Below are 26,131 nucleotides of genomic sequence, written 5' to 3'. Positions count from 1 at the left end.
AACACAGGTGTTCAAAAATAAAGCCGCATTGTGAGTTCAATGCGGCTTTATTTTGTTGAGGGCGCGACGAATGCGCTCCGGCTCGGGTTTCAGGTGAGCCGCATGCGCTGCAGCTTGTTGTACAGCGTCTTCGGGCTGATACCGAGCAGTGACGCCGCGCGGTGCCGCGTGCCGCCGACGGCATCGAGCGTCGCGCGAATCAGCATTTCCTCGACGTCGGCGAGCGGTGTCCCGACGGTCACCTGCACGCGGCTGCCGTTCAGCTCGCGGGTACCCGGCGCGCCGGTCTCGTCGGCATGCAGCGACTCCAATACATCACCCGACGCAACATACGCGCGCTTCACACGATCCTGCAATTCGCGGACGTTGCCTGGCCAGTCGTACGCGAGGCATTCGCGGATGAAGTTCGGCGCGATCAGCTTCATCGTTCCCGTCAGGCCGCGAGCGTGCGCTTCCCGATTGAGTTCGTCGACGAGCGCCTCGGCGAAGAGCGCCGCATCGTCGCCCCGTTCGCGCAACGGCGGCAAGCTCAGCGCCGCCGCGTCCAGACGCAGCCACAGATCCTGGTTCAGCGAGCCATCCGCGACGGCCGCGCGCGGCACCTTGCGCGTCGACGCAATCAGGCGGAAATCCGTCACCAGTTCGTTGGTGCCGCCCACGCGCATGAACGTCTGCGAATCGAGCGCGCGCAGCAGCGCTTCCTGCTGCGACTGAGGCAGTTCGGCGATTTCATCGATGAAAAGCGTGCCGCCGCTTGCCTGTTCGAAGAGGCCCGGCTCGCGCTGATCCGCGCCGCTGAACGCACCGCGTTCGTGGCCGAACAGCAGGCTGTCGAGCGGACGATCGCCCGCCGTCGCGGCCGCAGTCCGGCAGTCGAACACGACGAACGGGCCTTTGCGACGCCGGCTCATCTCATGCAGCGTGCGAGCGGCCACTTCCTTGCCCGTGCCGGATTCGCCGGAGATCAACACAGCGGCCTCGGTTGGCGCGGTGTGCTCGATCGTGTCGTAGACATGCTGGATCACGCTGCTGCGGCCGATCATCGGGCCAAATCGCCCTAAAAGGCGCAGCGTCGCGCGCAGCGTCTGCACTTCTTCGGTCAGTTCATAAGGGCGCGGAATGCGCGCCAGCAGGCTGCGCAGACGCGGAATATTGACCGGCTTCAGCAGGTAGTCCCAGATGCCGTGCCGCAAACCTTCGATCGCGCTTTCGACGGTCGCGTTCCCGGTCATCACGATGACGGGCAACGCGCCACCTGGCGGCTGCGCGGGCAGATGCTGGAGCAGATCGAGCCCGCTGCCGTCCGGCAGATTCAGGTCGACAAGGACGACATCGGGGATAAAACGCGCGAGCGCGGCCCGGGCTTCGGCGAGCGTAGTCGCGGTGTCGACGGAAAAACCGTCGGCGGCCAGAATCGCGGACAGGCCGGAGAGGCTATTGGGATCGTCTTCGACAATCAGGGCGTGTGGCATGGCGGACGCACTTTTTCAATTGATCGGAAAGCCTTGCCGATACGCGGTCGCTCGGGGCGCGTGTCGACAGGTGTGATGACATGCCTGGCCTCCATCTGGAAAAGGAAAGCCTCAAGGCCTTACTTCCTCTTAGCAGAGAGCGTGCCAAAGAAAAACATCAAGATTTATCAACGATCTGGCTGCGGCAGGCAGGTATCGGTTGCATGGACACCGGAAAATTTTCGCATCGAGCCGGTAAAGTTTGCTTAAACCATACACGGTCGTGCAAAAAAGAAAAAGCGCCCCGTGGGGCGCTTTTCGATCGCCGCTTCAGGAAAAAGCGGCGGGCAGGTCCGGCGCCAGATTAAGCGCGGCTGCGGTACTCGTGCGTACGCGTATCGATTTCGATCTTGTCGCCGATACTGCAGAAAAGCGGCACCTGCAGTTCAAAGCCGGTGTTGAGCTTTGCCGTCTTCAGAACCTTGCCGGACGACGTGTCGCCCTTGACAGCCGGTTCCGTGTAGAGGATTTCGCGGACCAGCGTGGTCGGCAGTTCGACCGAGATGGCCTTCTCGTTGTAGAACACGACTTCGCAAGCCATGCCGTCTTCGAGGTAATTCAGCGCGTCGCCCATCATTTCGGCTTCGACTTCGAACTGGTTGTAGTCGGCGTCCATGAACACGTACATCGGGTCGGCGAAGTACGAGTACGTCACTTCCTTGCGCTCGAGCAGGACGACGTCGAACTTGTCGTCGGCCTTGTAGACCGATTCCATGCCTGCGCCCGTCAGCAGGTTCTTGAACTTCATCTTCACGACGGCGGAGTTACGGCCCGATTTGTTGTATTCGGCCTTCTGCACGACCATCGCGTCTGCGCCGATCATCACGACGTTACCGGTGCGGAGTTCCTGTGCGATCTTCATAAAACTGTCCTGTACGAAATAAGTAGCTTCAACTTTTGTGCTCAACGGCACACGACGCAAGCGCGCTCGGTGCCTGCGCTCTAACCCTGCGCTTACCCATTCAGGCGCGTACGAATGGCGCCGATCCGGAAAATGCCCTTTCAAGCTGGAAGCATCGCCATGATCGGGCCGCGCTTGAGTCGTGCTTCGAGTCGTGCCTGACTCGTAGGCCGTTGGATAACCGCTTATTTTAACTGACTTTTTGCGAATCCGGCCAGATTTCCGGCGAGGTCGCCGACGTCCGCGAGTTCATGCGCCCAATCGACGGCGCGGGCGTCGAAGGCGGCCCGGTGACGCTGGAAATCGGCCCAGTCCGGTCTACCGGCGCCGTTCCAGGCGTGCCAGAAGCGGGCGAGCGCGTCGCGGGGAGCTTCCGGCAGCGGGCCCGCGTAGTGGGCGAGGGCGGCGTCGAGTTTCGGCAGATGGGCGTCGTCAGCCTGCGGATAAATGTGCCAGACGAACGGTTTCGCGGCCCATTGCGCGCGCACGAACGAATCTTCACCGCGCACGAAGTTGACGTCGCAGGCCCAGAGCAGCGCGTCGTAGCCGCGCTGGTCGGTGAAGGGGAGCGAGTGAGCGGTAAGGTTGCCGCGCGCTGCGTGCGTGCCCGCCATGAACGACGGGAGGCCAAAAAAGCGTGCGACTGCGCCCGAAATACGCCCTTCTGGCGCGAGCAGGACGATTTCCCCTGCGTTATCGCGCCATTGTTCGAGGAGGCTGTCGGCGGCCGGGTTTTCGTAGGCGAACAGAGAGATGACCGTCGCGTTTTCGCCGGGAGGCGGCGCGCCTGTCGCCTGACGCCACCATGCGGCGCGCTTTTCGTCTGATGCTTCGAAGGCGGCGCGGGCCGCGTCCAGTCCGCGTTCTTTTAGTACGCCGCCGGTTCCCGGTCCGAGTCCCGGGAAAAAGAACGTCTTTTTGAGCGCGTAACGCGGATGCGGCGACGGCCGCAGATGAAAATCGGCGACCCAGTCTTCCGCGCTCAGATATTCGAGGTTCAGCCAGACCGGCGTGCGCTCGCGCTGCGCCATCGCCGCGACGTACACAGGCGGCAGTTCGCAGCCAAACGCTTCGATGACGACATCCGCGACTTCGAGCGTATCGCCCGCGTGCGACGGTTCGTGCCAGTGCTCGATCACGATGCCGGCGATGGACTGACGCGCCCGGTCGAGCGCAAGCGTGGGACACAGCGTGTGGAACGCGTGCAGATCGTCGACGAATACGCGCACCTGCCAGCCATGCTCGTCAGCGAGCTGGCGCGCGAGGCGCCAGCAGACGCCAATGTCGCCGAAGTTATCGATCACCGCGCAGAAAATATCGCATGCGATACCGGCAGCCGGACGTTCACTGGAAACAGGCGGAGAGGACATGGCGGCCGGCGGGCGTTGTTCGGACGCGCGCGGAATGTTCTAAACTGGCGATTCTAAAGCACTTGCCCCCGATTCCGCGTGTCCCGCGCGGCGCCCAGCCTGATTCTGCATGACCGATTCCGAAGCTTTCGAGCCCAAAAAAATACTGACCCAACTGCCGCATCTGCCGGGCGTCTACCGCTACTACGATGCGCACGGCGCGGTGCTGTATGTCGGCAAGGCGCGCGACCTCAAGAAGCGTGTGTCGAGCTACTTCACGAAGACGCTGCTATCGCCGCGTATCGCGATGATGGTGACGCGCATCGCGCGCATCGAGACAACGGTTACGCGTTCGGAAGCCGAAGCGCTGCTGCTTGAAAACAATCTGATCAAGGCGCTCGCGCCGCGTTACAACATCCTGTTTCGCGACGACAAGTCGTATCCGTTTCTGAAGCTGACGGGCCACAAATTTCCGCGCATGGCGTACTACCGCGGCGCCGTCGACAAAAAGAACCAGTATTTCGGACCGTTCCCGAGCGCGTGGGCGGTGCGCGAAAGCATCCAGATCCTGCAACGCGTGTTCCAGTTGCGTACGTGCGAAGACTCGGTGTTCAACAATCGTACGCGGCCTTGCCTGTTGCATCAGATCCAGCGGTGCACCGCGCCGTGCGTCAACGCGATCAGCGAAGAGGATTACGCGCGCGATGTCGCCAATGCATCGCGCTTTCTGCTTGGACGGCAGAAGGAAGTGATGCAGGAACTCGAACAGAAGATGCACGCGTTCGCCGTCGATCTGAAGTTCGAGCAGGCAGCGGCGGTGCGCAACCAGATGAGTTCGCTTTCGACGGTGCTGCATCAGCAGGCGATCGAAACCGGGAGCGAGAGCGACGTCGATATTCTTGCGGTCGTCGCGCTGGGCGGACGCGTGTGCGTGAATCTGGCGATGGTGCGCGGCGGCCGGCATCTCGGCGACAAGGCGTATTTCCCGACGCACGTCGAGGCCGCGCTGACGCCGGATGAAGGCGGCCTTGAAATCGAGGCAGCGGACGCGCGGGTCGATGCGTCTGCTGCGTCTGCTGCATCGATCGTCGATGATGCGACGGACGTGTCCGATGCGCTGGCGATCGCGCAGGCGCTTCCTGCTGAGACCAGCGCTGAGAGCAACGATGAAGCCGAAGCCGAAGCCGAAGCCAGCGACGAAGCGGCCGCCCCCGGCGCGCCGCGTGGCACAAGCATCGAAGCTGAAGTGCTCGAAGCGTTTATCGCACAGCACTACCTCGGCGATCGCGTGCCGCCCGTGCTCGTCGTGAGCCATGCGCCGGCGAATCGCGAGCTGGTCGATCTGCTGACCGAACAGGCCGGGCACAAGATCGCGCTGCTACGACAGCCACAGGGTCAGAAGCGCGTGTGGCTCGCGATGGCCGAACAGAATGCGCGGCTCGCGCTCGCGCGTCTGCTGTCGGAGCAGGGTTCGCAACAGGCGCGCACGCGCGCGCTCGCGGACACGCTCGGTCTCGAATGCGAGGACCTCGCGCATCTGCGCATTGAATGCTTCGACATCAGTCACACGATGGGCGAGGCGACGCAGGCGTCGTGTGTGGTGTATCACCATCACAAGATGCAGTCGGGCGAGTACCGGCGCTACAACATCACCGGCATTACACCCGGTGACGATTACGCAGCGATGCGCCAGGTCCTGACGCGCCGCTACGAAAAAATGGTCGCACAGGCCGCGCAGAATGCCACCGACGAAGCGACCACGCTGCAACCCGAAGACGCCGCTGACCCGGCCGTCACGCCCGATGCCGCCGAGCCTGTCGCCGCAGGCGGCACGTTGCCGACCATCGTGCTGATCGACGGAGGCAAGGGTCAGGTCGAAATCGCGCGCCAGGTCTTCACCGAACTCGGGCTCGACACCGACATGCTGGTTGGCGTCGCGAAGGGCGAGGGGCGCAAGGTGGGCCTCGAAACGCTGATCTTCGTGGGCGGCCGCGCGCCGCTCGAACTCGGCAAGGAAAGCGCCGCGCTGATGCTCGTCGCACAGATCCGCGACGAAGCGCACCGTTTCGCGATCACCGGCATGCGTGCGAAGCGTGGCAAGACGCGGCAGACGTCGCGGCTCGAGGAACTCGAAGGCGTCGGCGCAAAACGTCGTCAGCGGCTGCTGGCGCGTTTCGGCGGGCTGCGCGGCGTGGTGGCGGCGAGCATCGACGATCTGGCGGGCGTCGAGGGCATTTCGCGTGCGCTCGCCGAGCAGATCTACCGTCAACTGCACTGATACCGGCGCCGCGTAGCCGCCTCAGCGCAGCCAGGCGCGAGCGCGCGGCGCAAGCCCCGCGCGCCCCTTTGCTTGTGGCATATCCGGCGACACGGCACAATTGCATCTCCCTTGTCTGACGTGGCCCCCGCCCATGCCGTTTAATTTTCCGATTTTCCTGACGTGGCTGAGGATCGTTCTGATTCCGCTCGTCGTGGGCGTCTTTTATCTGAGCGACTCGATGATGAGCCTCGCGCACCGCAATCTCGCAGCTGCGGTGATCTTCATCCTGGCGGCGCTGACCGACTGGTTCGACGGCTATCTCGCGCGCAAATGGAACCAGACGTCGGCCTTCGGCGCGTTCCTCGACCCCGTCGCCGACAAGCTGATGGTGACCGCCGCGCTCCTCGTGCTGGTGCAGCTCGCACGACTCGACGCGGCGATCGCGCTCGTGATCGTCGGTCGCGAGATCGCGATTTCCGCGCTGCGCGAATGGATGGCGCAGATCGGTGCGTCGAAAAGCGTCGCGGTGAATTCGCTCGGCAAGCTCAAGACGGTTTGCCAGATGGTCGCCATTCCGATGCTGCTGTTGTGGGAGCCCGTGCCGCTCATCGCAGGGCTCGCGATCGACACACGTGTGTGGGGCACATGGCTCATCTATCTCGCGGCCGTACTGACGATCTGGTCGATGCTGTACTACATGAAGCTCGCGTGGCCGCAGATTCGTGAGCGGGGCGGGATCGTCTAGACAGTGTTCAATCTCCCGACTAAAAGGGGTTGACACGTTTCAGAGCCTTGTACATAATCTCGTCTCTCCGGTGCATGCGGTTCTGCAGCGGGGCAGTAAAGAAGCAGCAAAACGGAAGCAGCAAAACGCGGGAGTAGCTCAGTTGGTAGAGCGCAACCTTGCCAAGGTTGAGGTCGCGAGTTCGAGCCTCGTCTCCCGCTCCAGATTTTTGAAGCAGCGTTTTGCCGGGGTTGTGCAGTAGTGAAATGGCAGGGCGTTGTCAGGCAGCACAAAGAAGTACAACGCGGGAGTAGCTCAGTTGGTAGAGCGCAACCTTGCCAAGGTTGAGGTCGCGAGTTCGAGCCTCGTCTCCCGCTCCATACACAAGGGGAAGCAACGCTTCCCTTTTTGTTTGGAAGGCCGGTTGGCCACCGCACAAATCTGCGAATCGTTGAAATGCAGTTCGTTATCACGGTTCGGCAGTCCGCTTACGGCGCGATAGCAAAGCGGTTATGCAGCGGCCTGCAAAGCCGTTTAGGCCGGTTCGACTCCGGCTCGCGCCTCCAGCAGTGAAAGAAAAGCCCCGACTTGTCGGGGCTTTTCTTTTTTCTACGCGCCTTAAGCGCAACGCGTCACATTCGCTTCGCCCGCGCATCAGGCAGTTCACACATCTAACCCTTCGCCGTTGCCCCAAAAGCACCACGGTCATACGCCTCGGAATAGACACGCCAGTCCGCTTCGACTTGCGTCTCGCATTGCACGGCGAGCTGGATGAGCGGTATCTGCCAGTCCGTGCGACTGCCGAACGCAATAAGCTCGTCGGCGATGGCCGAACCCTGGCGACCACCGCTGCGCAACTGCGACCACGCACTCAACTCCGCCATGTTGTTCACGACGGACTCGAGCCGCGACAGTTTGCCGTTCCAGTTAGCGAGCGCCACGCGATCTTCCGACGGCTGGAGGCTTCGCAACACATACGGTTTGCCAGCGAATTCGACGGCGTGCAGAAACGCCTGCGAGACGGCCTGCGCGCGCTGCTGGACCGCGACCACGCGTTGCGCTTCGGTGCCCCACACGGGCTGCGTCGTCTTCACGTGCGGTGCGACCGAAGACGGCAACGCTTCCTTCAGATCGAGCAGATAGTTGCCGTCCGGCGATCCTTTTCCTTCCGCGAGGATCACATATCGGTCGACGCCCAGACTGCCCGTGCCCGCGATGCGTCGCGCGACGTCGATCATCTTGTAGAACGCCGGATCCGGCTCGCTGGCCGCGAATGCGCTCATGAATGTGGTCACGGCTGCACGCGTTTCATTGTCGACGGGGAGGGCCTTTTTCCCGTCGACCTTCAACGTGCGTTTCTTGCCCTTCAGATCCGTTCGCCGGTTCAGGTGATCGACGCGCGTGCGGCCGTGTAGCGCGTCGAACAGTTCACGCACCATGCCGACCGCCAGTTCCTCTTCGATCCAGCGCGCCTTGCCGAAACGAAGTGCCGCGCTGTATGCATCGATGGCCGTATGGCACAGCGCGAGCGCTTCGGCGCGGCTGACGTGCAGGCCATCCGCGGCGACCAGCACGCTCGCGAGCAGGCGCGCGAGTTCCACGAGGCACGGTGCGAGGCAGGCTTCGTCGAAGTCGTTGATGTCGAAATAGATGAGGCGATTGTCGGCTTTGTAGCTGCCGAAATTTTCCAGATGCATGTCGCCGCAGATCCACGTCTGCGGTATGCCGTCGAGCACACCGCCCTCGGGCAGCTGCGTGTAAAACAGGTGACACGTGCCGCGCAAAAAGACGAATGCCGACGTGCGCATACTCGCGTACTTCATCGCGAGCCGTTCGGGATCCCGCCCAGCGTTGAAGTGTGCGATCTCGGTGATGATGTCGGTCATGGCGGCTCCCGCTTCAACCCGATGGGCGGGGGCGCGCCTGCCGGCCCGGTTAGCCGCTCGAAGCGCGGCCGCCTGAATCAGGTTGCGTGGGTGCGCATCAGCTTGAGCGCACCCACTTTATTCGCAGCAAATCCGATGATCCGCCGCGATGCTTCAGTGATGTTCCTTGTACTCGGTCCGCGGTTCCGGCGTGGCGCGCACCTTCGCGTACTGGAACTCCGGCAATGCCTTGATCGCGGCCTTCGTCGCGCCTGGCAGCGTCAGCTTGCCGTCGACGAAATCGAGCTGTTCAATCGGAATGGCCACGTCGTGATGCGACACGCCGAGGAACTGCTCGGCGGCAATGATCGCAAACGAAACAGAAGCGTCCGGCGCGACGATGATGTCGTGGATCACACCGACGCGTTTTCCTTCTTCGTTATAGACCGGTTTGTTCAGAATCGATTTCCGGACGCTCCAGCCCTGCAGAATCGCTTGCGAGACTTCCACGCTGACTCCGATCGGCTGCGTGCCGGCGACTTGCGCCTGCGATTGCGTTGCAGCCAGCCCAAGCGAGGACACGATGAGTGCAGCGACGAGTTTCGATTTCATGATTTTCCTTGTTGGTGGAGTCGGACAAACGGGGACCGTTCAGGCCTTCAAGGATTCTGACGTGTTTTTTTGTTTTCTGCAGTTGGGCGGCCATCGTCGCGTCAAGTGTGTAGCCTCGCGTATCGCTCAACCGGTTCGACACCTGGTACGCGCGCAGCCGCATAACGCATGATCATTCGCCAGAAGCGTTCCCCGCCGTCCGCGCTGCCGCCAGCAGTTCACGTCTGGTTTCGAGAATGTGCTGTGCGAGCAGCGCCACCACTTCATCGACTGCTCGCCGCCTGCACGCGTCGACGATCGCATGGTGATCGCGCTGCACCTCGTCCTTTCGCGCGTCGAGCGACATCCGCAGATGCGGGTAGCGATTCGTCGTGCTGAGGCAATACTCCTCGATCAGTTTGCGCAGCCGCTCGTTGTTCGACGGCGCGCACAGCGCCAGATGGAACTGACGGTTGCATTCGGCCCATTCGGCGGGCGTCGTCGCGACGTCGTACGAAGCGAGTATGCGCTTCATCAGGTCGATGTCGGCCGCCACCATGTTCGGGACGGCGAGCTTCGCCGCGTAGCTTTCGAGCGCGGCGCGAATGTCGAGCAGTTCCAGTATTTCGGTCGTCGACATCGCGATCACGACGGCGCCGCGGTTGAGCTGATAGCTCACCAGCCCTTCCGCTTCCAGCTGGCGTAACGCCTCGCGCACGGGAATCCGGCTCGCGCCGAAGCGCTCCGCAAGGTTTTCCTGGCGAAGCTGCGTGCCGGGCGGAAGCGTCCCGCGCAGGATTTCGTCGCGAAGTTGATCCCGGATGATTTGCGGCAGCGAACGCCGATCCGTCTTGACCTGCACTTTCGTCATGAGGGAAAGCCGGTCGTGCGCCGACCGACGAAAAGGTCGTCTTCAAAATTCGAGGCTGTCAGGATTGGATCCAATCGACGTGACAATGGATAAATTGCCGTCTATCTTGAATCCGCTGAGCCGGTTTGATCAGTTCAAAAGCCAGTCCAGTCCGCGGGTTGCATGGCGATGGCCGCAGGTCCGCAAGACGAATCAATCTTAGCTTATTCGCCCGGCTCGCGGCGGCGATCCGCCCGGCGAGCGACGCGCAACGCGACGGGTCCCGGTGGTCGTTCGAGGACCGTGCAGCGGTGTTTCTGAAGGCGGCGGATCTGCTGGCCGGGCCGTGGCGACAGAAACCCAACGCGGCCACGATGCTGGGGCAGAGCAACATTGCCGACCAGGTGGAGTTGCGACGCAGCCGCACCGGCCGATAAGGCACGGAATTGGCCTTCAGGAGCGCGGCGCGGCATAATTCGGCTTTGATGTGCGCGCAAGCGCCTCCTTGAAGCAGATTGATATGGATCAGCCTTTGTCCTCCCTGTCGCAACCGATGATCGAATGGCGCTGGAAAGCCTTCGACGACCTCACCACGGCCGAGGTCTATGACATGCTGGCCGCGCGCAGCGAAGTCTTCGTGGTCGAGCAGAACTGTGTGTACGGCGACGTCGACGGCCTCGATGCCGAGGCATGGCATCTGTTTGCGTACGGCCCGGGCGAGCCGCGCGCGAAGCTCGCCGGCTACCTGCGTGTGCTGTTGCCGGACGACACGGAAAGTGACATTCGCATCGGCCGCGTGCTGACGACGGCCGATTTCCGCGGTCAGGGGCTGGGCACGCGGATGCTCGAACGCGCGCTCGAACATATCTCGTCGCAATGGCCGACCACGCCGATCCGTCTGCATGCGCAGGCGCATCTGCAGCCGTTCTACGGCGCGTTCGGATTCGAAGCGATTTCAGATGTCCACGAAGAGGACGGCATTCCGCATATCTGGATGCGCTCCGCCTGAGGGCGTCTTCGGATGTGTGCAGTCCCGCTGAGTGCCGGCAGGTCAGCGCTGACTGGCTGCTATCGGGTGCGAATTCAAGGCCGTCTCCGCCACCGGCGAAGGTGCGACGCGCTCGCTGCGCAGCGAGCGGGCTGACAGCCGCATCCAGTGACGCAGCGCGAGCAGCGCGCCGATCACGCTCATCATCGAGCCCGGAATCCACAGCAACAGCCCGCCGATCTGCTGATCGCGCATCGGGCTGAGCCAGGTGAACGCGCGTCCACAGATCGAATACACCGGATAAAGCTCGCGCGGCGAGAAGAAGATAAACGCCCCGAGGACGATCTGCGGCGGAATCGCGGCAATCACGACGAGCACGCGTCGGCCGGGCGAAAGTCGCGCTGGGGGCGCGGGTCGCGAATCGAGTACGAGCCACCAGAACAGCAGGCCATCGATGACCATGCTCCAGTTCATCACGCGATACAGCCGCCAGTCGAGCATCGCGACGAAATGGATCGGCGAGAGCAGCCAGAAATAGATCAACCCGACGAACAGCACCACGGCGACGACGGGATGCATCACCACGTCGAGCGTGGCACGCACCGCGCGCGTCTGCAGCGCAGGTCGCACGAAGCGTTGTCGCCAGCGGAACGGTATGCCCGCGCGCAACGCCGCGCCGGGATACGACAGCGCGATAAAGAAGGGCCCGAGGTGATGCAGCACGAGATGCTGCGCACGATGCATGAAGAACTCATGCTCGAAGAAATAATCGAGCCGCGTATGCAGCGCGACGTACAGCGCGATCAGCCCGAACCAGAACGACAGTTGCCGTGCGATGGAGACCTTCGCCTTGCGCACGCCGCGCGCAAACAGCACCGCCGCCACCAGCACCGCGATAACGACAGTCGGCGAAAATTCCCACGGTTCGAGCCAGTCAAGCAGGTTCATCGTGCGGCGTTACTTCGTCTGCGAGGGCGGCTTGACGGCGAACGGCGTGTCCAGCGTTTCGCCATCGGAGAACTGCAGTTTCAGGTGCACCGTGTCGCCGGGCGCGACCTTGTGCTTCGGATCTTCGAGCATCACGTGATAGCCGCCCGGCGCAATCGTCACCTGGCCATGCGCGGGCACGGTCAGCTTGTCGACCATCACCATCTTCTGTGTCGAGCCATTCGAGACCGTCTGGTGCAGCATTGCGCCGCCGTAGTCGTCGCTCGAAATGTCGACGAGATCGACGGGTTTGTCGCTGGCGTTGACGAGCGTCACGTAGCCGGCGGCAGGCAGGTTGTTCGGCAGCCAGCGCACCCACGCGTTCTGCGTCGTGATGGCGTGCGCGCCGGCCGCGTGGGCGGTGGCGCTGAAGAGCGCAGCAGCGGTAAGCGCCGCGGCCAGCGCAATGGAGGTTGGGGTCTTGGTCAGCATGAGCGTTCTGATTGGCTTGGGTCAGGAATGAGCATCAATGATGCGGCGCAGATCGTGGGCGATAACGTCCGGCGAATCGTGATCGGTCGCGAGCAGACGCGCATGGCCATCTGCATCGAATACATAGACGGCGGAGCTGTGGGTGACTTCGTAATTGCCCTTCGGGTCGCGCTTTTCCATCTGGTACGCGACACGATAGCGTTTTGCGAGCGCTTCGATCTGCCCGTCGCTGCCGGTCAGGCCGAACGCGTGTTTCGAATCGAAAGCGCCGATGTAATCGTGCAGTGCCTGAGCCGAGTCGCGGGCGGGATCGACGGTGATGAACAGGATGCGCACGTGCTGCGCATCCGGGCCGAGTGCGTCGACGACCTGCATCAGCCGGCCCATCGTCTCGGGACAGACATCCGGACAGTGCGTATAACCAAAGTACACAAGCGACGTGCGGCCTTTGAAGGTGTCGCCGGTGGCGGGTTTGCCGTCGTCGCCGGTGAGGGCGAACTGCAGATCGGGCAGGTGGCCGGTCACGTTCGTCAACTGCCACGGCGCGTCGTCGTGCGAGCAGGCGGTAAGCGCAGTTGCAGCGAACACGCCGGTTGTGATCACAGTGAGCAACGCCCGCAGGCCGCGCGACGCGATGCGTATCCTTCGCAGGCCGGTTGCGGCACCGAGCGACGAGTTACGCTGAGTCTTGCGGCTAGACGGGGCGGGCGGGAACAAATGCAATCTCGATGACTCGATTAAACAGGGGAGACGCGAGGGCAGACGCGACGGCAGGCGCTGTTGCAGATTCCGGTGAAACGGCTTGAATCCGGACACGGCGCGATGGCTGCGACTGTATCGCAATTTGTCCGACGATGTGCCCGCGCGCCAGGCCTGACGCGGCGACCGGGGCAAAATGTCACACGTGACTGAAAGCTGCATGAAGCCTGATTGTTCTGTTTTTGAACGAAATCCGGTTGGCCGACGTGCGTTGAAGCCAGGCCAGCCCATGCGCCAGCCTTACTTCCTCGAAAAATTGGCGGATGCGCGGTAAGATGCGCACACTTTTCCGGCTGCAAACGGCTGAAAGGCAAGACAAGACGATGCGAGCACTTCCGGCTGTTCTGTCTCCCAGCGAGACGGCTTTTTTCTTCGACTTCGACGGCACCCTCGTCGAGCTGGCGCCGACGCCCGATGGCGTGCTGGTGCAACCCCGGGTCATCGAACTGCTGACCGAGCTGCGGCGCCTCACGAATGGCGCGGTGGCGATCGTGTCCGGTCGCGGCATCGACAGCATCGATTCGTTTCTCGGCATGCCTGACATGCCGATCGCGGGCCTGCACGGCGCCGAGCGGCGCGATGCGAACGGCGACACGCAGCGCACGGGTTTCAACGACGACCGGCTGCTGCGTATGGAGCAGGACCTCGCGGAAATCGTGCGTACGAATCCGGGCATGTTGCTGGAGATCAAGGGCGCCGCGGTCGCACTGCACTATCGCAATGCGCCTGAGCGCGAACCGGTTGCCCGCGAAGCGACGAGCCGCCTTGTCGCTGAATATCCCGATGCGTACGTGTTGCAGCCCGGCAAGATGGTCTACGAAATCAAGCCGAAGGACGTCGACAAGGGCCGCGCGCTGCGCGCCTTCCTCGACGAGCCGCCGTTCACCGGCCGCACGCCCGTATTCGCCGGGGACGACCTCACCGACGAGAAAGGCTTCGCTGTCGTCAACGAGCGCGGCGGCGTGTCGATCAAGGTTGGCGGCGGAGATTCGGTCGCAAAAACGCGACTCGATTCGGTCGGCGCGCTGATCGACTGGCTGGCGTCTGTCGTCGCGGCTGCGGGCAAGGCGTGACATTCATGCGGCACTTCCGTCGCAGTGACAACTTCTTTCAGCGTGAGAATTGTGCTTCATGAGTCGACTGATCATCGTATCGAACCGGGTCGCGCCGATCTCGGAAGGCGGCCCCGCGGCGGGCGGGCTGGCAGTCGGCGTCTATGACGCACTGAAGGAAACCGGCGGCATGTGGTTCGGCTGGAGCGGCGATGTGCTGTCGTCCGGCCAGCCGCAGATCAGCGTCGAAGAGCGCGGCCCGGTGACTTTCGCGACCATCGGCCTCGTGCGGCGCGATTACGACCAGTATTACCGCGGCTTTTCGAACGCGACGCTGTGGCCCGCGTTCCACTATCGCGCGGACCTCGTTCAGTACGACCGGCACGATTTCGAAGGCTATTGCCGCGTGAATACCTGGCTCGCGCAGCAACTCGTGCCGCTGCTGCGCCCCGACGACGTCATCTGGGTTCACGACTATCACCTGATTCCGTTCGCGAAAGCGCTGCGCGCCGCGGGCGTGAAGAACCGTATCGGGTTTTTCCTGCACATTCCGTTTCCCGCTTCGCAGGTGCTGCTCGCGGTGCCGCCGCATCGCGAACTGGTCGAGGCGCTGTGTTCGTTCGATCTGATCGGCTTCCAGACGGAGCCCGACCTGCGTTCGTTCTGCGACTACATCGTGCATGAGGGCAACGGCTCGGTCGACGCACCCGTGAGCGGCCGCCCGACGACCGTTCGCGCGTTCGGCCGGACGCTGCATGCGGCGGCGTATCCGATCGGCGTGTATCCGGATGAAATCGCCGAACTCGCAAAAGCAGGCGAGGGCGGCAAGCCCGTGCGCACGATGCGGGCGACGCTGCATTCGCGCAAGCTGATCATGAGCGTCGACCGGCTCGATTATTCGAAGGGGTTGGTCGAGCGTTTTCGCGCGTTCGAGCGGCTGCTGGAGCATGCGCCGGCGCAACGCAACAAGGTGTCGTTCGTGCAGATTGCGCCGCCGACGCGCGCCGACATGCACGCCTATCAGGACATCCGTCTTCAGCTCGAGGGCGAATCGGGCCGCATCAACGGACGGTTCGCGGAGCTGGACTGGACACCGATCCGCTACATCCATCGTCAGTACGAGCGTCCGGTGCTGGCGGCGCTGTTTCGCGCGTCGCACGTCGGTTATGTGACGCCGCTGCGCGACGGCATGAACCTCGTCGCGAAGGAGTATGTGTCGGCGCAGGATCCGGACGATCCGGGCGTACTGGTGTTGTCGCGGTTCGCAGGCGCGGCGCAGGAGCTGAACGGCGCGCTGATCGTGAATCCGGTCGATATCGACGGCATGGCTGAAGCACTCGCCACCGCGCTCGCGATGCCACTTGCAGAGCGTCAGGCGCGCTATCGGGAGATGATGGCGCAGCTGCGCGAGAACAACGTCTCCGTGTGGCGCGACAATTTCATGCGCGATCTTCAGGCGGCCGGCCCTCTACAACGTACACGGAAGCGGGCAGGGGTTTCGTTCGCGGAATGAAGGCCCGGTCTGGCTGCTATCGACTCATCGCATTGCACGTAAAAAAGCCGCTTCGATTCAAAGCGGCTTTTTCTTTTAACGCTCGCGCAGCGCGGTTGAACGGCGGCGCGTTGCTCAGGCCACGTGCTGCTCGTCGACCTTTTTCCCGCCGACGTGCAGCGTCGTTCCCTTGCCATACTGCTTCGACAGTAGATCGCGATACAGCCCCGGCCGGTTGCGCAGTTCTTCCGGCGTGCCGTCGTCGATGACCTTGCCCGCGCTCATTACGATGATGCGATCGAAGTTGTGCAGCGTCGACAGACGGTGCGCAATCGCGATCACCGTACGGCCGACCATCAGCCGGTCGAGCGCCTTCTGGATCGCTTCTTCCGATGCGCTGTCCAGCGCCGACGTCGCTTCGTCGAGCAACAGGATCGGCGCGTTCTTGAGGATGGCCCGCGCGATCGCGATCCGCTGACGTTGTCCACCCGAAAGCTTCACGCCACGATCGCCGACGATCGTGTCATAGCCTTCCGGCATCGCCTCGATGAAATCCGAGCAGCGCGCTTCACGCGCAGCGGCCAGCACTTCGTCGCGTGTCGCTTCGGGGCGCCCGTACGCAATGTTCTCGTACACCGTGCGATGGAACAGCGAAATATCCTGCGGCACGAGCGCGATCGAATGGCGCAGGCTGTCCTGCGTGATGGCGCCGATGTCCTGCCCGTCGATCTTGATCTGGCCGCCCTGCGTGTCATAGAAACGCTGCAGCAGCGCGAGCACGGTGGATTTGCCCGCGCCTGACTTGCCGATCAGGCCCACGCGCTGACCCGCTTCGATATGCAGCTCGAAGTGGTCGAGAATCGGCCGGCGGCGCGGATACGCGAACGTGACGCTTTCGAAGTCGACGCGGCCGCCCTGCGGCACGAGTTCACCCGCGTCCTTGCGATCCGGCATGCCGTGCGGTTCCAGCAGCGTCTTGACGGCTTCAGCGAGCCGCGCCACGTGCTGCGTCACATCGACGAGCGCGACGGCCAGATCGCGCGTGCCGTGCAGGATCGTGAAACCGAGCGAGCTGACGAGAACGATGTCGCCGGATGTCGCGCGGCCCTGATCCCACAGCCACAACGCCCAGCCGAGCAGCCCGGCTGACAGCAGCGCGGTGATGACCGCGTGTAGCAGACGCAGTTTCTCGAGGTAGAGCAGACTTTGCTGGCGCGCGTCCATCTCGGCTTTCACCGTGTCGCCGAAGCGCTTCTGCTCGCGCAGCGTCATGCCGAAGGCGCGCACGAGGCCCATGTTGCTGATCACGTCGACGAGTTCGCCGTCGACGGAGGCGGCCTTCGATGCAAAGTGATGGTGACGCGCCGAGCCGCGGCCCGCGAGCTTGTAGAGCACGATCGACAGGATCGCGGAGCAGAGCATCAGGCCGCCGGCCATCAGCGGGTTGACCGCGGTGATCATCACGATCGCGCCCAGCACGGCGATGCACGGCGGCAGCACGTTCCAGGCGGTGGTGTTTTCGGCGGTATAGACCGCGTTCGACGTGGCCGTGATCCGGCTTGCCAGCATGCCCGGCTGCTTTTCCGAGTAATACGTGGGCGAATGGCCGCTCAGGTACTGGAACAGATCGCGCCTCAGGTCGCCCGTGACGGCGACGAACGTGTGCGCGGCGACCCAGCCGCCGATCCGCCACAGCAGGTTGTCGGCGGCAATCAGGCCGACCAGGATCGCAAAGGCGCCCCACAGCGGGCCTGGATGATGACGGCCTTCGCCAAGCACGTCGATGAGATGCTTGATCGCGTATTGCGACGCGAGCGCACACCCCACGGCCGCGAACACGCTGCACAGGACGATCGCATGCGCGAGCGGGTGGCGGCGAATGAAGCGGAAAAGGAACGCAAGCGGCCGGTGCGCATAGCTCGCAAGCTTTGCGTTGTGGGCATTACGCTGGGCGATGGTGAGATGTTCCAATGTGTTCGTGTGTTGGTGGTCGGTAAGTGACGGCGGGGTTGCAGGCCGTCGGTGCATGTCGCCGCATAGCGACAAAAAAGCGCACGTTCTCGCATTGTAAACATGCAAAGAACTTTCGGAGACTGCAAAAAAGGAAACGGCGGGCAATGACGGGCAACGAAGAGGCATCGCGTGCCCGCCTTCGCGCAATAAAGATTCGCCACCTATGTGTTGCGAGACCCGCCTGCGCAACGCTGGTTCATCCCGGCGGCGGAAAAATTTCGAGATATAATTACAAACTGCATTCAGTCGCGTCGCTGCGCGATGGCAGACGGTTCAAAGACCCGGTAAAACTGCGCTGAAAAAGCGTCGGCCCTGGCGTTGACCGTGCGTTCAAACGCAGCTGTCACCACGGGCCTTTCAATGTAAAACTGGCTTGTAAAACAAGGGTTTGCAAAGTGTTTCGCCTTTGTAACAACCTAAAGACTTTGAAAGGTTTTGCGTCGCGCGTGCCTCCCGGCACTGATAATGCATGCTCGGTTTGGCCCACTAAAATCTGACAGTTTGTCAACGAGTGCGCGGCCCGTGCGTTTTAAGCCGGATGCACAACCTGGTGACGATGACCAGTCTGGGCATTCCAACCAGCGTTCAATCGCAGAATTTCCCGAATGAAACAGGCCAGCGCCTCCGGTGCGAGCCGCACCGGGTGGGCGGGCGAGTCGCTTTTAACAAACTTGTAGTCTTGATCTTTACCAGGAGTTCACCATTATGCGAATCGCTCAAATCGCTCCGTTACACGAGGCGGTTCCTCCCAAGCTCTATGGCGGCACGGAACGCGTGGTTTCGTACCTGACCGAAGCACTGGTCGAGCTGGGACATGACGTCACGCTCTTCGCGAGCGGCGATTCGCAGACTTCGGCGAAACTCGAAGCCTTCTGGCCGCAGGCGCTGCGCCTCGACCCGACAATCCGCGACACGATGGCGCCGCACATGCTGCTGCTCGAAGAAGTGCGCCGCCGCGCGGACGAATTCGATGTGCTGCACTTCCACATCGACTACTACCCGTTCTCGCTGTTCTCGCGCCAGCCCACGCCGCATCTGACGACACTGCACGGCCGTCTCGACCTGCCGGAACTGCAACCGGTCTTCAACACGTTCAACGACGTGCCGGTCGTCTCGATTTCGGACAACCAGCGCTCGCCGCTGCAACAGGCGAACTGGCTATCGACGGTGTATCACGGCCTGCCGGAAAACCTGCTGAAGCCGATCCCCAATGTGAAGCCGGGCTATCTTGCGTTCCTCGGCCGCATTTCGCCGGAAAAGCGTCTCGACACGGCCATCCGCATCGCCGAACAGGCCGGCATGCCGATCAAGATTGCCGCGAAGCTCGACAAGGCTGACCGCGCGTACTACGAAGAAGTCATCAAGCCGCTGATGTCGCTGCCGCACGTCGAGTACATCGGCGAAATCAGCGAAGCTGAAAAGACCGAATTCCTCGGCAACGCGCACGCGCTGCTCTTCCCGATCGACTGGCCGGAGCCGTTTGGTCTCGTGATGATCGAAGCCATGGCATGCGGTACGCCGGTGATCGCGTTCAAGCGCGGCTCGGTGCCGGAAGTGATCGAAAACGGCGTGTCGGGCTTCGTCGTCGAAGACGAAATCAGCGCGGTCGCCGCCGTGAAGCGTCTGCACACGCTGCCGCGCGAAAACGTGCGCAAGGCGTTCGAGTCGCGCTTCTCGTCGAAAGTGATGGCGCAGAACTACCTCGCCTCGTATGAAGAGCTGCTTCGTGGCAAGCGCCGCACCGTGCTGCGCGAAGTCAACGCGAACTGAAACGGCTGAAGGCGGGTTTCACCAGTCCGTCATGGAGCCCGTCGGCAGGCGCGTCGCATAGCGCGTGTGACACCAGCAACGCCCCGCATGCAACCTGCATGCGGGGCGTTGTTGCATGTGCGCCGCGTCTGACGCCGCGAAGCACAGTTTCGGTGCTGTGAAGCGTGAGGCGCGGTAGCAATATCCCTATAATGGCCGTGCCGCAAAATTCCCCCGCGGCGCTGCCGACGACTGGAGGATGCCTTGGCGAGAACGAACGAAACGCGTGCGAACGCGGCGCCTGGCGCCGGGACGGTTTTCGCGCTGCGCGCCATCGGTCTCGTGATCCTGGCGCGCTGGCTGTTTTCGATGTCGGACATGGGTTTCAGCCTCGCCACGTTGACGGCGATGGCATCGTCGCCCTGGGTCTGCATCAACCTCGTTTTTCTGTTCCTGATCATTTTCCTGCCGGGCGCGCGCGCCCGCGCCGAGCGTCCGTTCCATCCGCTGCCGCAATGGCTGCGTCAGGCGCTGCGGCTCTTTGCGCTCCTCGGTTTTGTGTTTGCGGTCTGGTCGGTTGGCGCCTTCGTGTGGGCGGCCGGGTGGCGGCGCGCGGTTACCACCATCGCCGCGACGAACGGCTGGCTGGTGGCCGCGCCGGCGCTGTATGCCGCCGTGATGTGGATCTGCCGGCCGCGCGCGTTGTGGCGCACGAACACCGCCGCGCGACGCTATGCGATCGGGCGATACGCGGTTGCGCTCGATCTGGTGACGCGCACCGCCATCGTCTGGGCCGAAAGCCGGAAGCTCGGCCAGTACGATTCGCGCGAATTGTCAGTGCGCTGGCCCGATGTCCCGGCGATCCGTAGCGGCATGCCGAAGGCGGCGGCTGCAACGCTCGTGACCGAGCCGCCTGTTGCGGGCGTCACGCACGCTTCAGTGGCCGCTGCGGCGCCTCGCGCCAGCCTTGCGGCGTGGTGGCATCGTCCGAAAGTCGAGTTGCTATGGGATTCGCCTGCCGCAGCCGGACATAACCGGCAGACGGTGTTCCGCGCGCCGCTCGTTACCGAAGGCGATCGCGTCGCCGCCCGCGCGCTCGACGCAATGCTGCAGCAAGCCTGATCTCGCTGGAAACACGCCGCCTGGATCGAACGGGCGAGTCGCACGGAAGGAGTCGCCATGCTGTTTCGCTGGTTGCTTGCCGCTATCCACCTGCTCGCGTTCGGTTATGCACTCGCGTCCATTGTTGGGCGGTCGAGGTTGTTGCGCCGCTGCACGACGACAGCTGAATTGCCCGCCGTGTTTCGCGCCGACGCCGGCTGGGGTCTTTCGGCGCTGGTGCTCATCCTCACCGGCGGCATGCGCGCTTTCGGCGGCTTCGAAAAGGGCGGGGACTACTACCTTCACGCGTCGCTGTTTCACCTCAAGATGGGGGCGCTCATATTGATCCTGCTGCTCGAAATCGCGCCGATGATGGCGCTCATCCGCTGGCGTATCGCGCTGAGGGACGGTACGACGCCGGACCTGACCCGCGCAGCCCATTTCGCGCGTATCGGCACGCTGCAGACTGTCCTTCTGGTCGTGATGGTGTTCGCGGCGTCGGGCATGGCGAGGGGAATCGCGTTGGCCGCCGGAGCAGGGTAGGCGGTTTCTAACCGCACGGCGACTGGCGCTTTGGAAAATCAAGAAAACGATTAACTTCTTCGAGATGCGGTCGCGGTTGCCTCGTCATGAGGACACGTTAATGCCGGCTGCTCGCAGAAAGAGTCCGAGGTCGCGGGCTACATGAACACCAGGCTCTTCTGACCCCTTCTGTGCGTGCATTCGTGCACACTCACCTTACCAGCATCTCCCCGGAATTCCGCCCGCCGGATCGGTTGGTTCGCGCTCCTGGGGTTTTGCCTGGAATCCCGTTTTTTTTGCACACGAGGTGCCTGATTGAGCTATAAAATAGCCACCAAGGAAAACGTTTAACTCTTTCCGGAGCGCGACTTTTCCCGCTGCCCGCGTCATACGCGTCCGGGTCGGCGCCCGGTGCTCGTACTGGACATCAATTACACAAGCGCGGCATGGCGAGCCAGGTCGCGCAGGAGACAACCATGCAATCTGCCGTTATAGGCGTGGTGCGCGTCGCCAGCCGCTATCGCTGGACCGTGTGCGCGCTGCTCTTTTTCGCGACGGTCATCAACTACATGGACCGGCAGATTCTCGGCCTGCTCGCGCCGGTCCTGCAGCACGACATCGGCTGGAGCCAGGTGCAGTACGGTCGCATCGTGATCGCGTTTTCGGCCTTCTATGCGGTCGGGTTGCTGGGGTTCGGGCGCGTGGTCGACTGGATCGGCACACGCGTGTCGTATGCGGCGGCAATGCTGATCTGGAGCGTCGCGGCGATGCTGCATGCGGCCGTCGGCTCGGTCACGGGTTTCGCCGCGGTGCGCGCGCTGCTCGGCATTGGCGAAGGCGGCAATTTTCCGGCTGCTATCAAGGCCACAGCGGAATGGTTTCCGCGTCGTGAGCGGGCGCTCGCCACCGGCATCTTCAACTCAGGCGCGAACATCGGCGCGGTCTTCGCTCCCGCGATCATTCCGCCGCTCGCGATCGCGGTGGGGTGGCGCGCGGCATTTGTCGTCATCGGCGCGCTCGGTCTTGTCTGGATTGTCGTGTGGATGACGATCTACAAGCCGGCCGACCAGAACCGCGCGGAATCCCTCGACGGCGCCGATGCGCTCGAAGACGGAGAAGAAGCCGACACAGGCGCCGGCGCGCCGGGCTGGGGCTCGCTGCTGAAAATGCGCGAGACGTGGGCGTTCATCATCGGCAAGTTCCTGACTGATCCGGTGTGGTGGTTCTACCTGTTCTGGCTGCCGAAGTGGCTCAACGAAGCGCGCGGTATGGATCTGCAGCACATTGGACCGCCGCTCGTCTGCATCTATGCGCTGACGACGGTCGGTAGTATTGGCGGCGGCTGGATTTCGTCGGCGCTGCTGAAAGGCGGCTGGAGCGTGAACCGCGCCCGCAAGACCGCGATGCTGATCTGCGCATGCTGCGTCCTGCCGATCGCGTTCGTGTCGCAGGTGGACAATCTCTGGCTCGCGGTGCTGATCATTGGGCTCGCGGCGGCTGCGCATCAGGGCTGGTCGGCGAATCTTTTCACAACGGCGTCCGATATGTTCCCGCGACGCGCGGTGGGCGCGGTGGTCGGGATCGGCGGCATGGCGGGGTCGATCGGCGGCGTGCTGTTCTCTGAAGTCATTGGTCAGGTGTTGCAGCGGACCGGCCAGTACTGGGTGCTGTTCGCGATTGGCGCGTGCGGTTATCTGGTTGCGCTGGGCATCATGCATCTGCTCGTGCCGAATATGAAGACGGCGTCGCTTAAAGCCTGATTTCGCTTCGGACGCTCACGCAAAAAAGAGCCGATATCCGTTGAGGGGATATCGGCTCTTTTATATGCGGCGGAAAGCGTATGGCGGGGCGTGGTTACGGCGTGTCGCCGCGCCGGATCGTCGAGTCGCGCACAATAAGGCGCGGCTCGAGTGTGACATGACCCGTGTCGGGTTTGTCGGAGAGTGCGTCGATCAGCTTCAGCATCGCGGTCTCGCCCATTTTTTCGCTTTGCAGATCGACGGTGGTGAGCGCGGGAACCGCATATTCGCCGTAAGGCACGTTGTCGAAGCCCGTCACCGACAGGTCCTGCGGCAGCTTGAACCCGAGCGCCATGGCTTCCTTCATGAAGCCGAGCGCGATCAGGTCGTTGTAGCAGATCAGCGCTTCGGGGCGGCCCGGGCCCAGCATGATCGATGAGCAGGCGCTTTTCCCGGCCAGCGTCGACGGCGCGTGCGCATCGTGCACGTCGAGCGTCAAACCGGCTTCCGCGAGACACGTGCGCGCGCCGCGAATCCGCTCGGCGTCCCAGCGCGAGCCGGCGAAACCGAGGTAGCCGATACGCCGGTGCCCCTGGTTCAGCAGGTGTCGCGCCAGCATGTACCCTGCGAGATAGCTGTCGTTGCTGACGCTCGGAATGGGGAACTGCTGGTTGCGCCCAAGCAGGACAACGGGTTTATTCAGCTTCGTCATCCATTCCATTGAGTCTTCCTGCATCCGCGAACTGATGATGACGCCGTCCACACGCCGCGCCAGCGCCTCGATGAGCGGCTGCTCGCGCTCCTGGTTCTCTTCGGTATCGACCAGTAGCAGCGTGTAGTCGTGTCGCAGCGCGATGCGGTTCGCGCCCTTCACGATGTTGGTGAAGTACGGATTCCGGATATCGAGGATCGCAAGGCCGATGGTGCGCGTTTCCCCGGTGATCATCGAGCGGGCGAGTGGATTGGAGCGGTAGCCGAGCTGCGCGATCGCTTCTTTCAGACGGGCTTCGACGGGCGCGGAGAAACGCTGCGCGCCGTTCATGTACTTCGATACCGTTGCCACTGAGACACCCGCTGCAGCGGCGACATCGCGAATCGTAGGCGTATTTTTTTTCATTTTCTTGGAGTAAACGTTTTCTTTTTGTATGGTCTGGTCCGGATACCGGTCAAGTCAATTGACGCAAGCGTGCCTGAAAATATATAGTTAGGAAAACGTTTTCTCTCGCCGTTTTTTCGGCCTGACTACCGATCATACGCAATCAGGGACACTGCCACATGAGCAACGAAGCATCAGCATCACGCAAGCCCTTCCACCGTATTCTCCTGACGGGCGCCGCGGGCAATCTGGGCGCCCAGTTGCGTACTCGGCTCGCCGACTGGGCCGACATCGTGCGCGTCAGCGACATCGCGCCCCTGGGCGAGGCGGCGCCGCATGAAGAACTCGCGGTACTGGATCTCGCTGACCGGGCGGGCGTCGATGCCCTGGTCGAAGGCGTCGATGCCATCGTGCATCTGGGTGGCATTTCGGTCGACGCCCCGTTCGACGATCTGATCGAAGCCAATATCCGCGGACTCTACAACCTGTACTCGGCGGCGCACAAGCATCGCGTGAAGCGCATCGTGTTCGCGAGCTCGAATCACACGATCGGTTTTCACCCGACCACCTCGGTGATCGACGCCGATTCGCCGATGCGGCCTGACAGCCTCTACGGCGTGACGAAATGCTTCGGCGAATCGCTGTCGCGTTATTACTACGACCGTTTCGGGCTGGAAACCGTGTGCGTGCGGATCGGCTCGTCGTTCGAGGAACCGAAGAATCCGCGCATGCTCGTCACGTATCTCAGCTACCGCGATTTCATCGAACTGGTGCGCTGCTCGCTGTTCACGAACCGTGTCGGGCACGCGATCGTGTACGGCGCGTCGAACAATCCGGTGAAGTGGTGGGATAACACGAAGGCCGGGTTCCTCGGCTTTAACCCGCAGGACAGCTCGGCGAAGTTCGACGGTCTTTTTCCGCTGACTGCGCCGACCGACAATCGCGACGATCCCGCGCAGTTGTACCAGGGCGGCCCGTTCGTGCTGGGCGAGCCGATGGAGCGTAAGCGATGACCATGGGTGTATCTGTCGAGCGGATTGACGCGGCAGGGCAGGCGTCGGTCGGCGAGAGTCCGGTGTGGCGCGCAGCGGAAGAGGCGCTTTACTGGGTCGATATTCCCGCGCAGAAGATTGTGCGGCTCCATGTGGCTTCGGGCGCGCGGTCGGAATGGACGCTGCCGGAGAAGGTCGCGTGCATCGCGTTCAACCGGGCTGGCATCGTGCTCGCGGGGATGGAGACGGGGTTGTTCGCGGTGACCTTGCCGGAGCCTGAGAGTGCGACGGGCGGGAATCTGAGTCCATCGCAGATGCGGCAACTGGCGGCGCCGGTGTTTCCCTCGAAGGACATGCGTTTCAACGATGGCCGTTGCGATCGGCAGGGGCATTTCTGGTCGGGGACGATGGTGCAGGACATGTCGCTGGCCAGTCCGGCGGGTGCATTGTTCCGGTTCGACGCGCAGGGCGTGCTATCGGCGCCGGTGATCGACGGCCTGATCACGCAGAACGGTCTGGCGTGGTCGCCGGATGGCATGACGATGTACCTGTCGGACTCCCATCCATCGAAGCGCCTCGTGTGGGCGTTCGATTTCGATGTCGATAGCGGGACGCCTCGAAACCGTCGCGTGTTCGTCGATCTTCACCATCACGCAGGCCGTCCGGACGGCGCGGCCGTGGACGCCGACGGCTGCTACTGGACCTGTGCGAACGATGCCGGACTGCTTCTGCGTTTCACGCCACAAGGTGTTCTCGACCGGAAGATCGAGGTGCCGGCGGTGAAGCCATCGATGTGTGCCTTTGGCGGGCGCGATCTCGATACGCTGTTCGTCACGTCGATCCGTCCAGCCAGTGAGGCGACGGAGGATGACGGCGGCGTCTTCGCGATTCGGGCTGGCGTGCGGGGGTTGCCGGAGCCGGAGTATGCGGGCGCGTTGTGAACCTGGGCGCGGCTCACCGCGCCTTGTTGCAACCGATGCGGAAGCCGGGTTTTGCACGGTTAACGGAAAAAGCCCAGGTCGTGAGACCTGGGCTTTTCGCGCACATTCTGGTGGGTAGTACTGGGATCGAACCAGTGACCCCTGCCGTGTGAAGGCAGTGCTCTACCGCTGAGCTAACCACCCGAAGAGAGCCGAATTATGTCAGACGACTGAAGAC

Annotated in this window: 24 protein-coding genes and 4 tRNA genes; 16 read left to right on the top strand and 12 right to left on the bottom strand. The window is 62.8% G+C overall.

What is annotated here, in order from left to right; genetic code table 11:
- Positions 1 to 89: 89 nt before the first annotated feature.
- Positions 90 to 1,472 carry a sigma-54-dependent transcriptional regulator gene (locus tag P3T21_RS15475; RefSeq protein ID WP_429256798.1) on the bottom strand — a complete coding sequence of 461 codons (1,383 nt, stop codon included), beginning with the start codon at positions 1,470 to 1,472 and terminating at the stop codon, positions 90 to 92.
- 80 nt (positions 1,473 to 1,552) lie between these two features.
- Here P3T21_RS15475 and P3T21_RS15470 point away from each other — a divergent pair, with 80 nt between their 5' ends.
- Complete coding sequence (locus tag P3T21_RS15470; protein WP_429256797.1) at positions 1,553 to 1,819, top strand: hypothetical protein; 267 nt, start codon at positions 1,553 to 1,555, stop codon at positions 1,817 to 1,819.
- On the opposite strand, the gene efp is transcribed toward P3T21_RS15470, so the two are convergent.
- Positions 1,816 to 2,373, bottom strand: coding sequence for an elongation factor P (efp, locus tag P3T21_RS15465; RefSeq protein ID WP_429256796.1), 558 nt, complete (start codon positions 2,371 to 2,373; stop codon positions 1,816 to 1,818). The genes P3T21_RS15470 and efp overlap by 4 nt on opposite strands.
- 224 nt (positions 2,374 to 2,597) lie before the next feature.
- Positions 2,598 to 3,782, bottom strand: a complete 1,185-nt coding sequence (gene earP / locus P3T21_RS15460) for an elongation factor P maturation arginine rhamnosyltransferase EarP (RefSeq protein WP_429256795.1) — start codon at positions 3,780 to 3,782, stop codon at positions 2,598 to 2,600.
- Positions 3,783 to 3,891: 109 nt separating this feature from the next.
- On the opposite strand from earP, the gene uvrC reads away from it, so the two are divergent.
- The 5 genes from uvrC (at position 3,892) to P3T21_RS15435 (ending at position 7,311) form a co-directional block, all read left to right on the top strand.
- Complete coding sequence (uvrC, locus tag P3T21_RS15455) at positions 3,892 to 6,039, top strand: excinuclease ABC subunit UvrC (RefSeq protein WP_429256794.1); 2,148 nt, start codon at positions 3,892 to 3,894, stop codon at positions 6,037 to 6,039.
- A gap of 133 nt (positions 6,040 to 6,172) precedes the next feature.
- The gene (gene pgsA / locus P3T21_RS15450; RefSeq protein ID WP_429256793.1) at positions 6,173 to 6,766 is read left to right on the top strand and encodes a CDP-diacylglycerol--glycerol-3-phosphate 3-phosphatidyltransferase; all 594 of its coding nucleotides are present in this window, start codon (positions 6,173 to 6,175) and stop codon (positions 6,764 to 6,766) included.
- A 127-nt stretch (positions 6,767 to 6,893) separates the two neighbouring features.
- Positions 6,894 to 6,969: transfer RNA gene (locus P3T21_RS15445), tRNA-Gly, on the top strand.
- Between the two features lie 80 nt (positions 6,970 to 7,049).
- A tRNA-Gly gene (locus P3T21_RS15440) sits at positions 7,050 to 7,125 on the top strand.
- 112 nt (positions 7,126 to 7,237) lie between these two features.
- Positions 7,238 to 7,311 (top strand) — tRNA-Cys (locus P3T21_RS15435).
- 105 nt (positions 7,312 to 7,416) lie between these two features.
- Here the strand turns inward: P3T21_RS15435 and P3T21_RS15430 are convergent.
- The 3 genes from P3T21_RS15430 to P3T21_RS15420 form a co-directional block, all read right to left on the bottom strand.
- A complete protein-coding gene (locus P3T21_RS15430; protein WP_429256792.1) occupies positions 7,417 to 8,631 on the bottom strand; it encodes a DUF2252 domain-containing protein in 1,215 nt (404 codons plus the stop codon).
- A gap of 153 nt (positions 8,632 to 8,784) precedes the next feature.
- The gene (locus P3T21_RS15425) at positions 8,785 to 9,222 is read right to left on the bottom strand and encodes a PRC-barrel domain-containing protein (RefSeq protein WP_429256791.1); all 438 of its coding nucleotides are present in this window, start codon (positions 9,220 to 9,222) and stop codon (positions 8,785 to 8,787) included.
- Between the two features lie 172 nt (positions 9,223 to 9,394).
- Positions 9,395 to 10,072: a GntR family transcriptional regulator gene (locus P3T21_RS15420; RefSeq protein WP_429256790.1), complete on the bottom strand. Its 678-nt coding sequence runs from the start codon at positions 10,070 to 10,072 to the stop codon at positions 9,395 to 9,397.
- A gap of 125 nt (positions 10,073 to 10,197) precedes the next feature.
- Here P3T21_RS15420 and P3T21_RS15415 point away from each other — a divergent pair, with 125 nt between their 5' ends.
- Both P3T21_RS15415 and P3T21_RS15410 read left to right on the top strand, forming a co-directional pair.
- A complete protein-coding gene (locus P3T21_RS15415; protein ID WP_429256789.1) occupies positions 10,198 to 10,488 on the top strand; it encodes a hypothetical protein in 291 nt (96 codons plus the stop codon).
- 83 nt (positions 10,489 to 10,571) lie between these two features.
- Complete coding sequence (locus tag P3T21_RS15410) at positions 10,572 to 11,060, top strand: GNAT family N-acetyltransferase (RefSeq protein WP_429256788.1); 489 nt, start codon at positions 10,572 to 10,574, stop codon at positions 11,058 to 11,060.
- A 42-nt stretch (positions 11,061 to 11,102) separates the two neighbouring features.
- Here the strand turns inward: P3T21_RS15410 and P3T21_RS15405 are convergent, their stop codons facing one another.
- From P3T21_RS15405 to P3T21_RS15395, 3 genes are read right to left on the bottom strand one after another with little or no spacing between them, the layout of a single operon-like run.
- On the bottom strand, positions 11,103 to 11,987 hold the full coding sequence (locus P3T21_RS15405) for a cytochrome c oxidase assembly protein (protein ID WP_429256787.1): 885 nt from the start codon (positions 11,985 to 11,987) through the stop codon (positions 11,103 to 11,105).
- A gap of 9 nt (positions 11,988 to 11,996) precedes the next feature.
- Positions 11,997 to 12,458, bottom strand: coding sequence for a copper chaperone PCu(A)C (locus P3T21_RS15400; RefSeq protein WP_429256786.1), 462 nt, complete (start codon positions 12,456 to 12,458; stop codon positions 11,997 to 11,999).
- A 21-nt stretch (positions 12,459 to 12,479) separates the two neighbouring features.
- Positions 12,480 to 13,094 carry an SCO family protein gene (locus tag P3T21_RS15395; RefSeq protein WP_429256941.1) on the bottom strand — a complete coding sequence of 205 codons (615 nt, stop codon included), beginning with the start codon at positions 13,092 to 13,094 and terminating at the stop codon, positions 12,480 to 12,482.
- A gap of 446 nt (positions 13,095 to 13,540) precedes the next feature.
- Between P3T21_RS15395 and otsB the strand changes: the two genes are divergently transcribed.
- Together otsB and otsA are read left to right on the top strand one after the other, a co-directional pair.
- Entirely contained in the window at positions 13,541 to 14,290 is a 750-nt protein-coding gene (gene otsB / locus P3T21_RS15390; protein ID WP_429256785.1) for a trehalose-phosphatase, read from the top strand.
- Positions 14,291 to 14,348: 58 nt separating this feature from the next.
- Positions 14,349 to 15,782 (top strand): alpha,alpha-trehalose-phosphate synthase (UDP-forming), encoded by a 1,434-nt coding sequence (gene otsA, locus P3T21_RS15385; RefSeq protein WP_429256784.1) that lies wholly within the window; start codon positions 14,349 to 14,351, stop codon positions 15,780 to 15,782.
- Between the two features lie 114 nt (positions 15,783 to 15,896).
- Here the strand turns inward: otsA and P3T21_RS15380 are convergent, their stop codons facing one another.
- Complete coding sequence (locus tag P3T21_RS15380; RefSeq protein ID WP_429256783.1) at positions 15,897 to 17,789, bottom strand: ABC transporter ATP-binding protein; 1,893 nt, start codon at positions 17,787 to 17,789, stop codon at positions 15,897 to 15,899.
- A 690-nt stretch (positions 17,790 to 18,479) separates the two neighbouring features.
- Here P3T21_RS15380 and P3T21_RS15375 point away from each other — a divergent pair.
- The 4 genes from P3T21_RS15375 (at position 18,480) to P3T21_RS15360 (ending at position 22,906) form a co-directional block, all read left to right on the top strand.
- Positions 18,480 to 19,544 (top strand): glycosyltransferase family 4 protein, encoded by a 1,065-nt coding sequence (locus tag P3T21_RS15375; RefSeq protein ID WP_429256782.1) that lies wholly within the window; start codon positions 18,480 to 18,482, stop codon positions 19,542 to 19,544.
- A gap of 243 nt (positions 19,545 to 19,787) precedes the next feature.
- Entirely contained in the window at positions 19,788 to 20,645 is an 858-nt protein-coding gene (locus P3T21_RS15370; RefSeq protein WP_429256781.1) for a hypothetical protein, read from the top strand.
- Positions 20,646 to 20,702: 57 nt separating this feature from the next.
- Positions 20,703 to 21,167 (top strand): DUF2214 family protein, encoded by a 465-nt coding sequence (locus P3T21_RS15365; RefSeq protein ID WP_429256780.1) that lies wholly within the window; start codon positions 20,703 to 20,705, stop codon positions 21,165 to 21,167.
- Between the two features lie 455 nt (positions 21,168 to 21,622).
- Positions 21,623 to 22,906 carry an MFS transporter gene (locus P3T21_RS15360; RefSeq protein ID WP_429256779.1) on the top strand — a complete coding sequence of 428 codons (1,284 nt, stop codon included), beginning with the start codon at positions 21,623 to 21,625 and terminating at the stop codon, positions 22,904 to 22,906.
- A 94-nt stretch (positions 22,907 to 23,000) separates the two neighbouring features.
- Here P3T21_RS15360 and P3T21_RS15355 read toward each other — a convergent pair whose 3' ends face one another.
- Positions 23,001 to 24,002 (bottom strand): LacI family DNA-binding transcriptional regulator, encoded by a 1,002-nt coding sequence (locus P3T21_RS15355; RefSeq protein ID WP_429256778.1) that lies wholly within the window; start codon positions 24,000 to 24,002, stop codon positions 23,001 to 23,003.
- 158 nt (positions 24,003 to 24,160) lie between these two features.
- Between P3T21_RS15355 and P3T21_RS15350 the strand changes: the two genes are divergently transcribed.
- Together P3T21_RS15350 and P3T21_RS15345 are read left to right on the top strand one after the other, a co-directional pair.
- The gene (locus tag P3T21_RS15350) at positions 24,161 to 24,994 is read left to right on the top strand and encodes an NAD-dependent epimerase/dehydratase family protein (RefSeq protein WP_429256777.1); all 834 of its coding nucleotides are present in this window, start codon (positions 24,161 to 24,163) and stop codon (positions 24,992 to 24,994) included.
- Positions 24,991 to 25,914 (top strand): SMP-30/gluconolactonase/LRE family protein, encoded by a 924-nt coding sequence (locus P3T21_RS15345; protein WP_429256776.1) that lies wholly within the window; start codon positions 24,991 to 24,993, stop codon positions 25,912 to 25,914. The genes P3T21_RS15350 and P3T21_RS15345 overlap by 4 nt, the downstream gene beginning before the upstream one ends.
- A 108-nt stretch (positions 25,915 to 26,022) precedes the next feature.
- On the opposite strand, the gene P3T21_RS15340 is transcribed toward P3T21_RS15345, so the two are convergent.
- Positions 26,023 to 26,097, bottom strand: a tRNA-Val gene (locus P3T21_RS15340).
- Positions 26,098 to 26,131 lie beyond the last annotated feature (34 nt).

Origin of the sequence: Paraburkholderia sp. GAS334 (assembly GCF_050436625.1) — a bacterium.
In the GTDB taxonomy this organism is placed as follows: domain Bacteria; phylum Pseudomonadota; class Gammaproteobacteria; order Burkholderiales; family Burkholderiaceae; genus Paraburkholderia.
The sequence above is the reverse complement of the archived record's forward strand: the minus strand, read 5'-3'. Positions and strand labels throughout refer to the sequence as shown.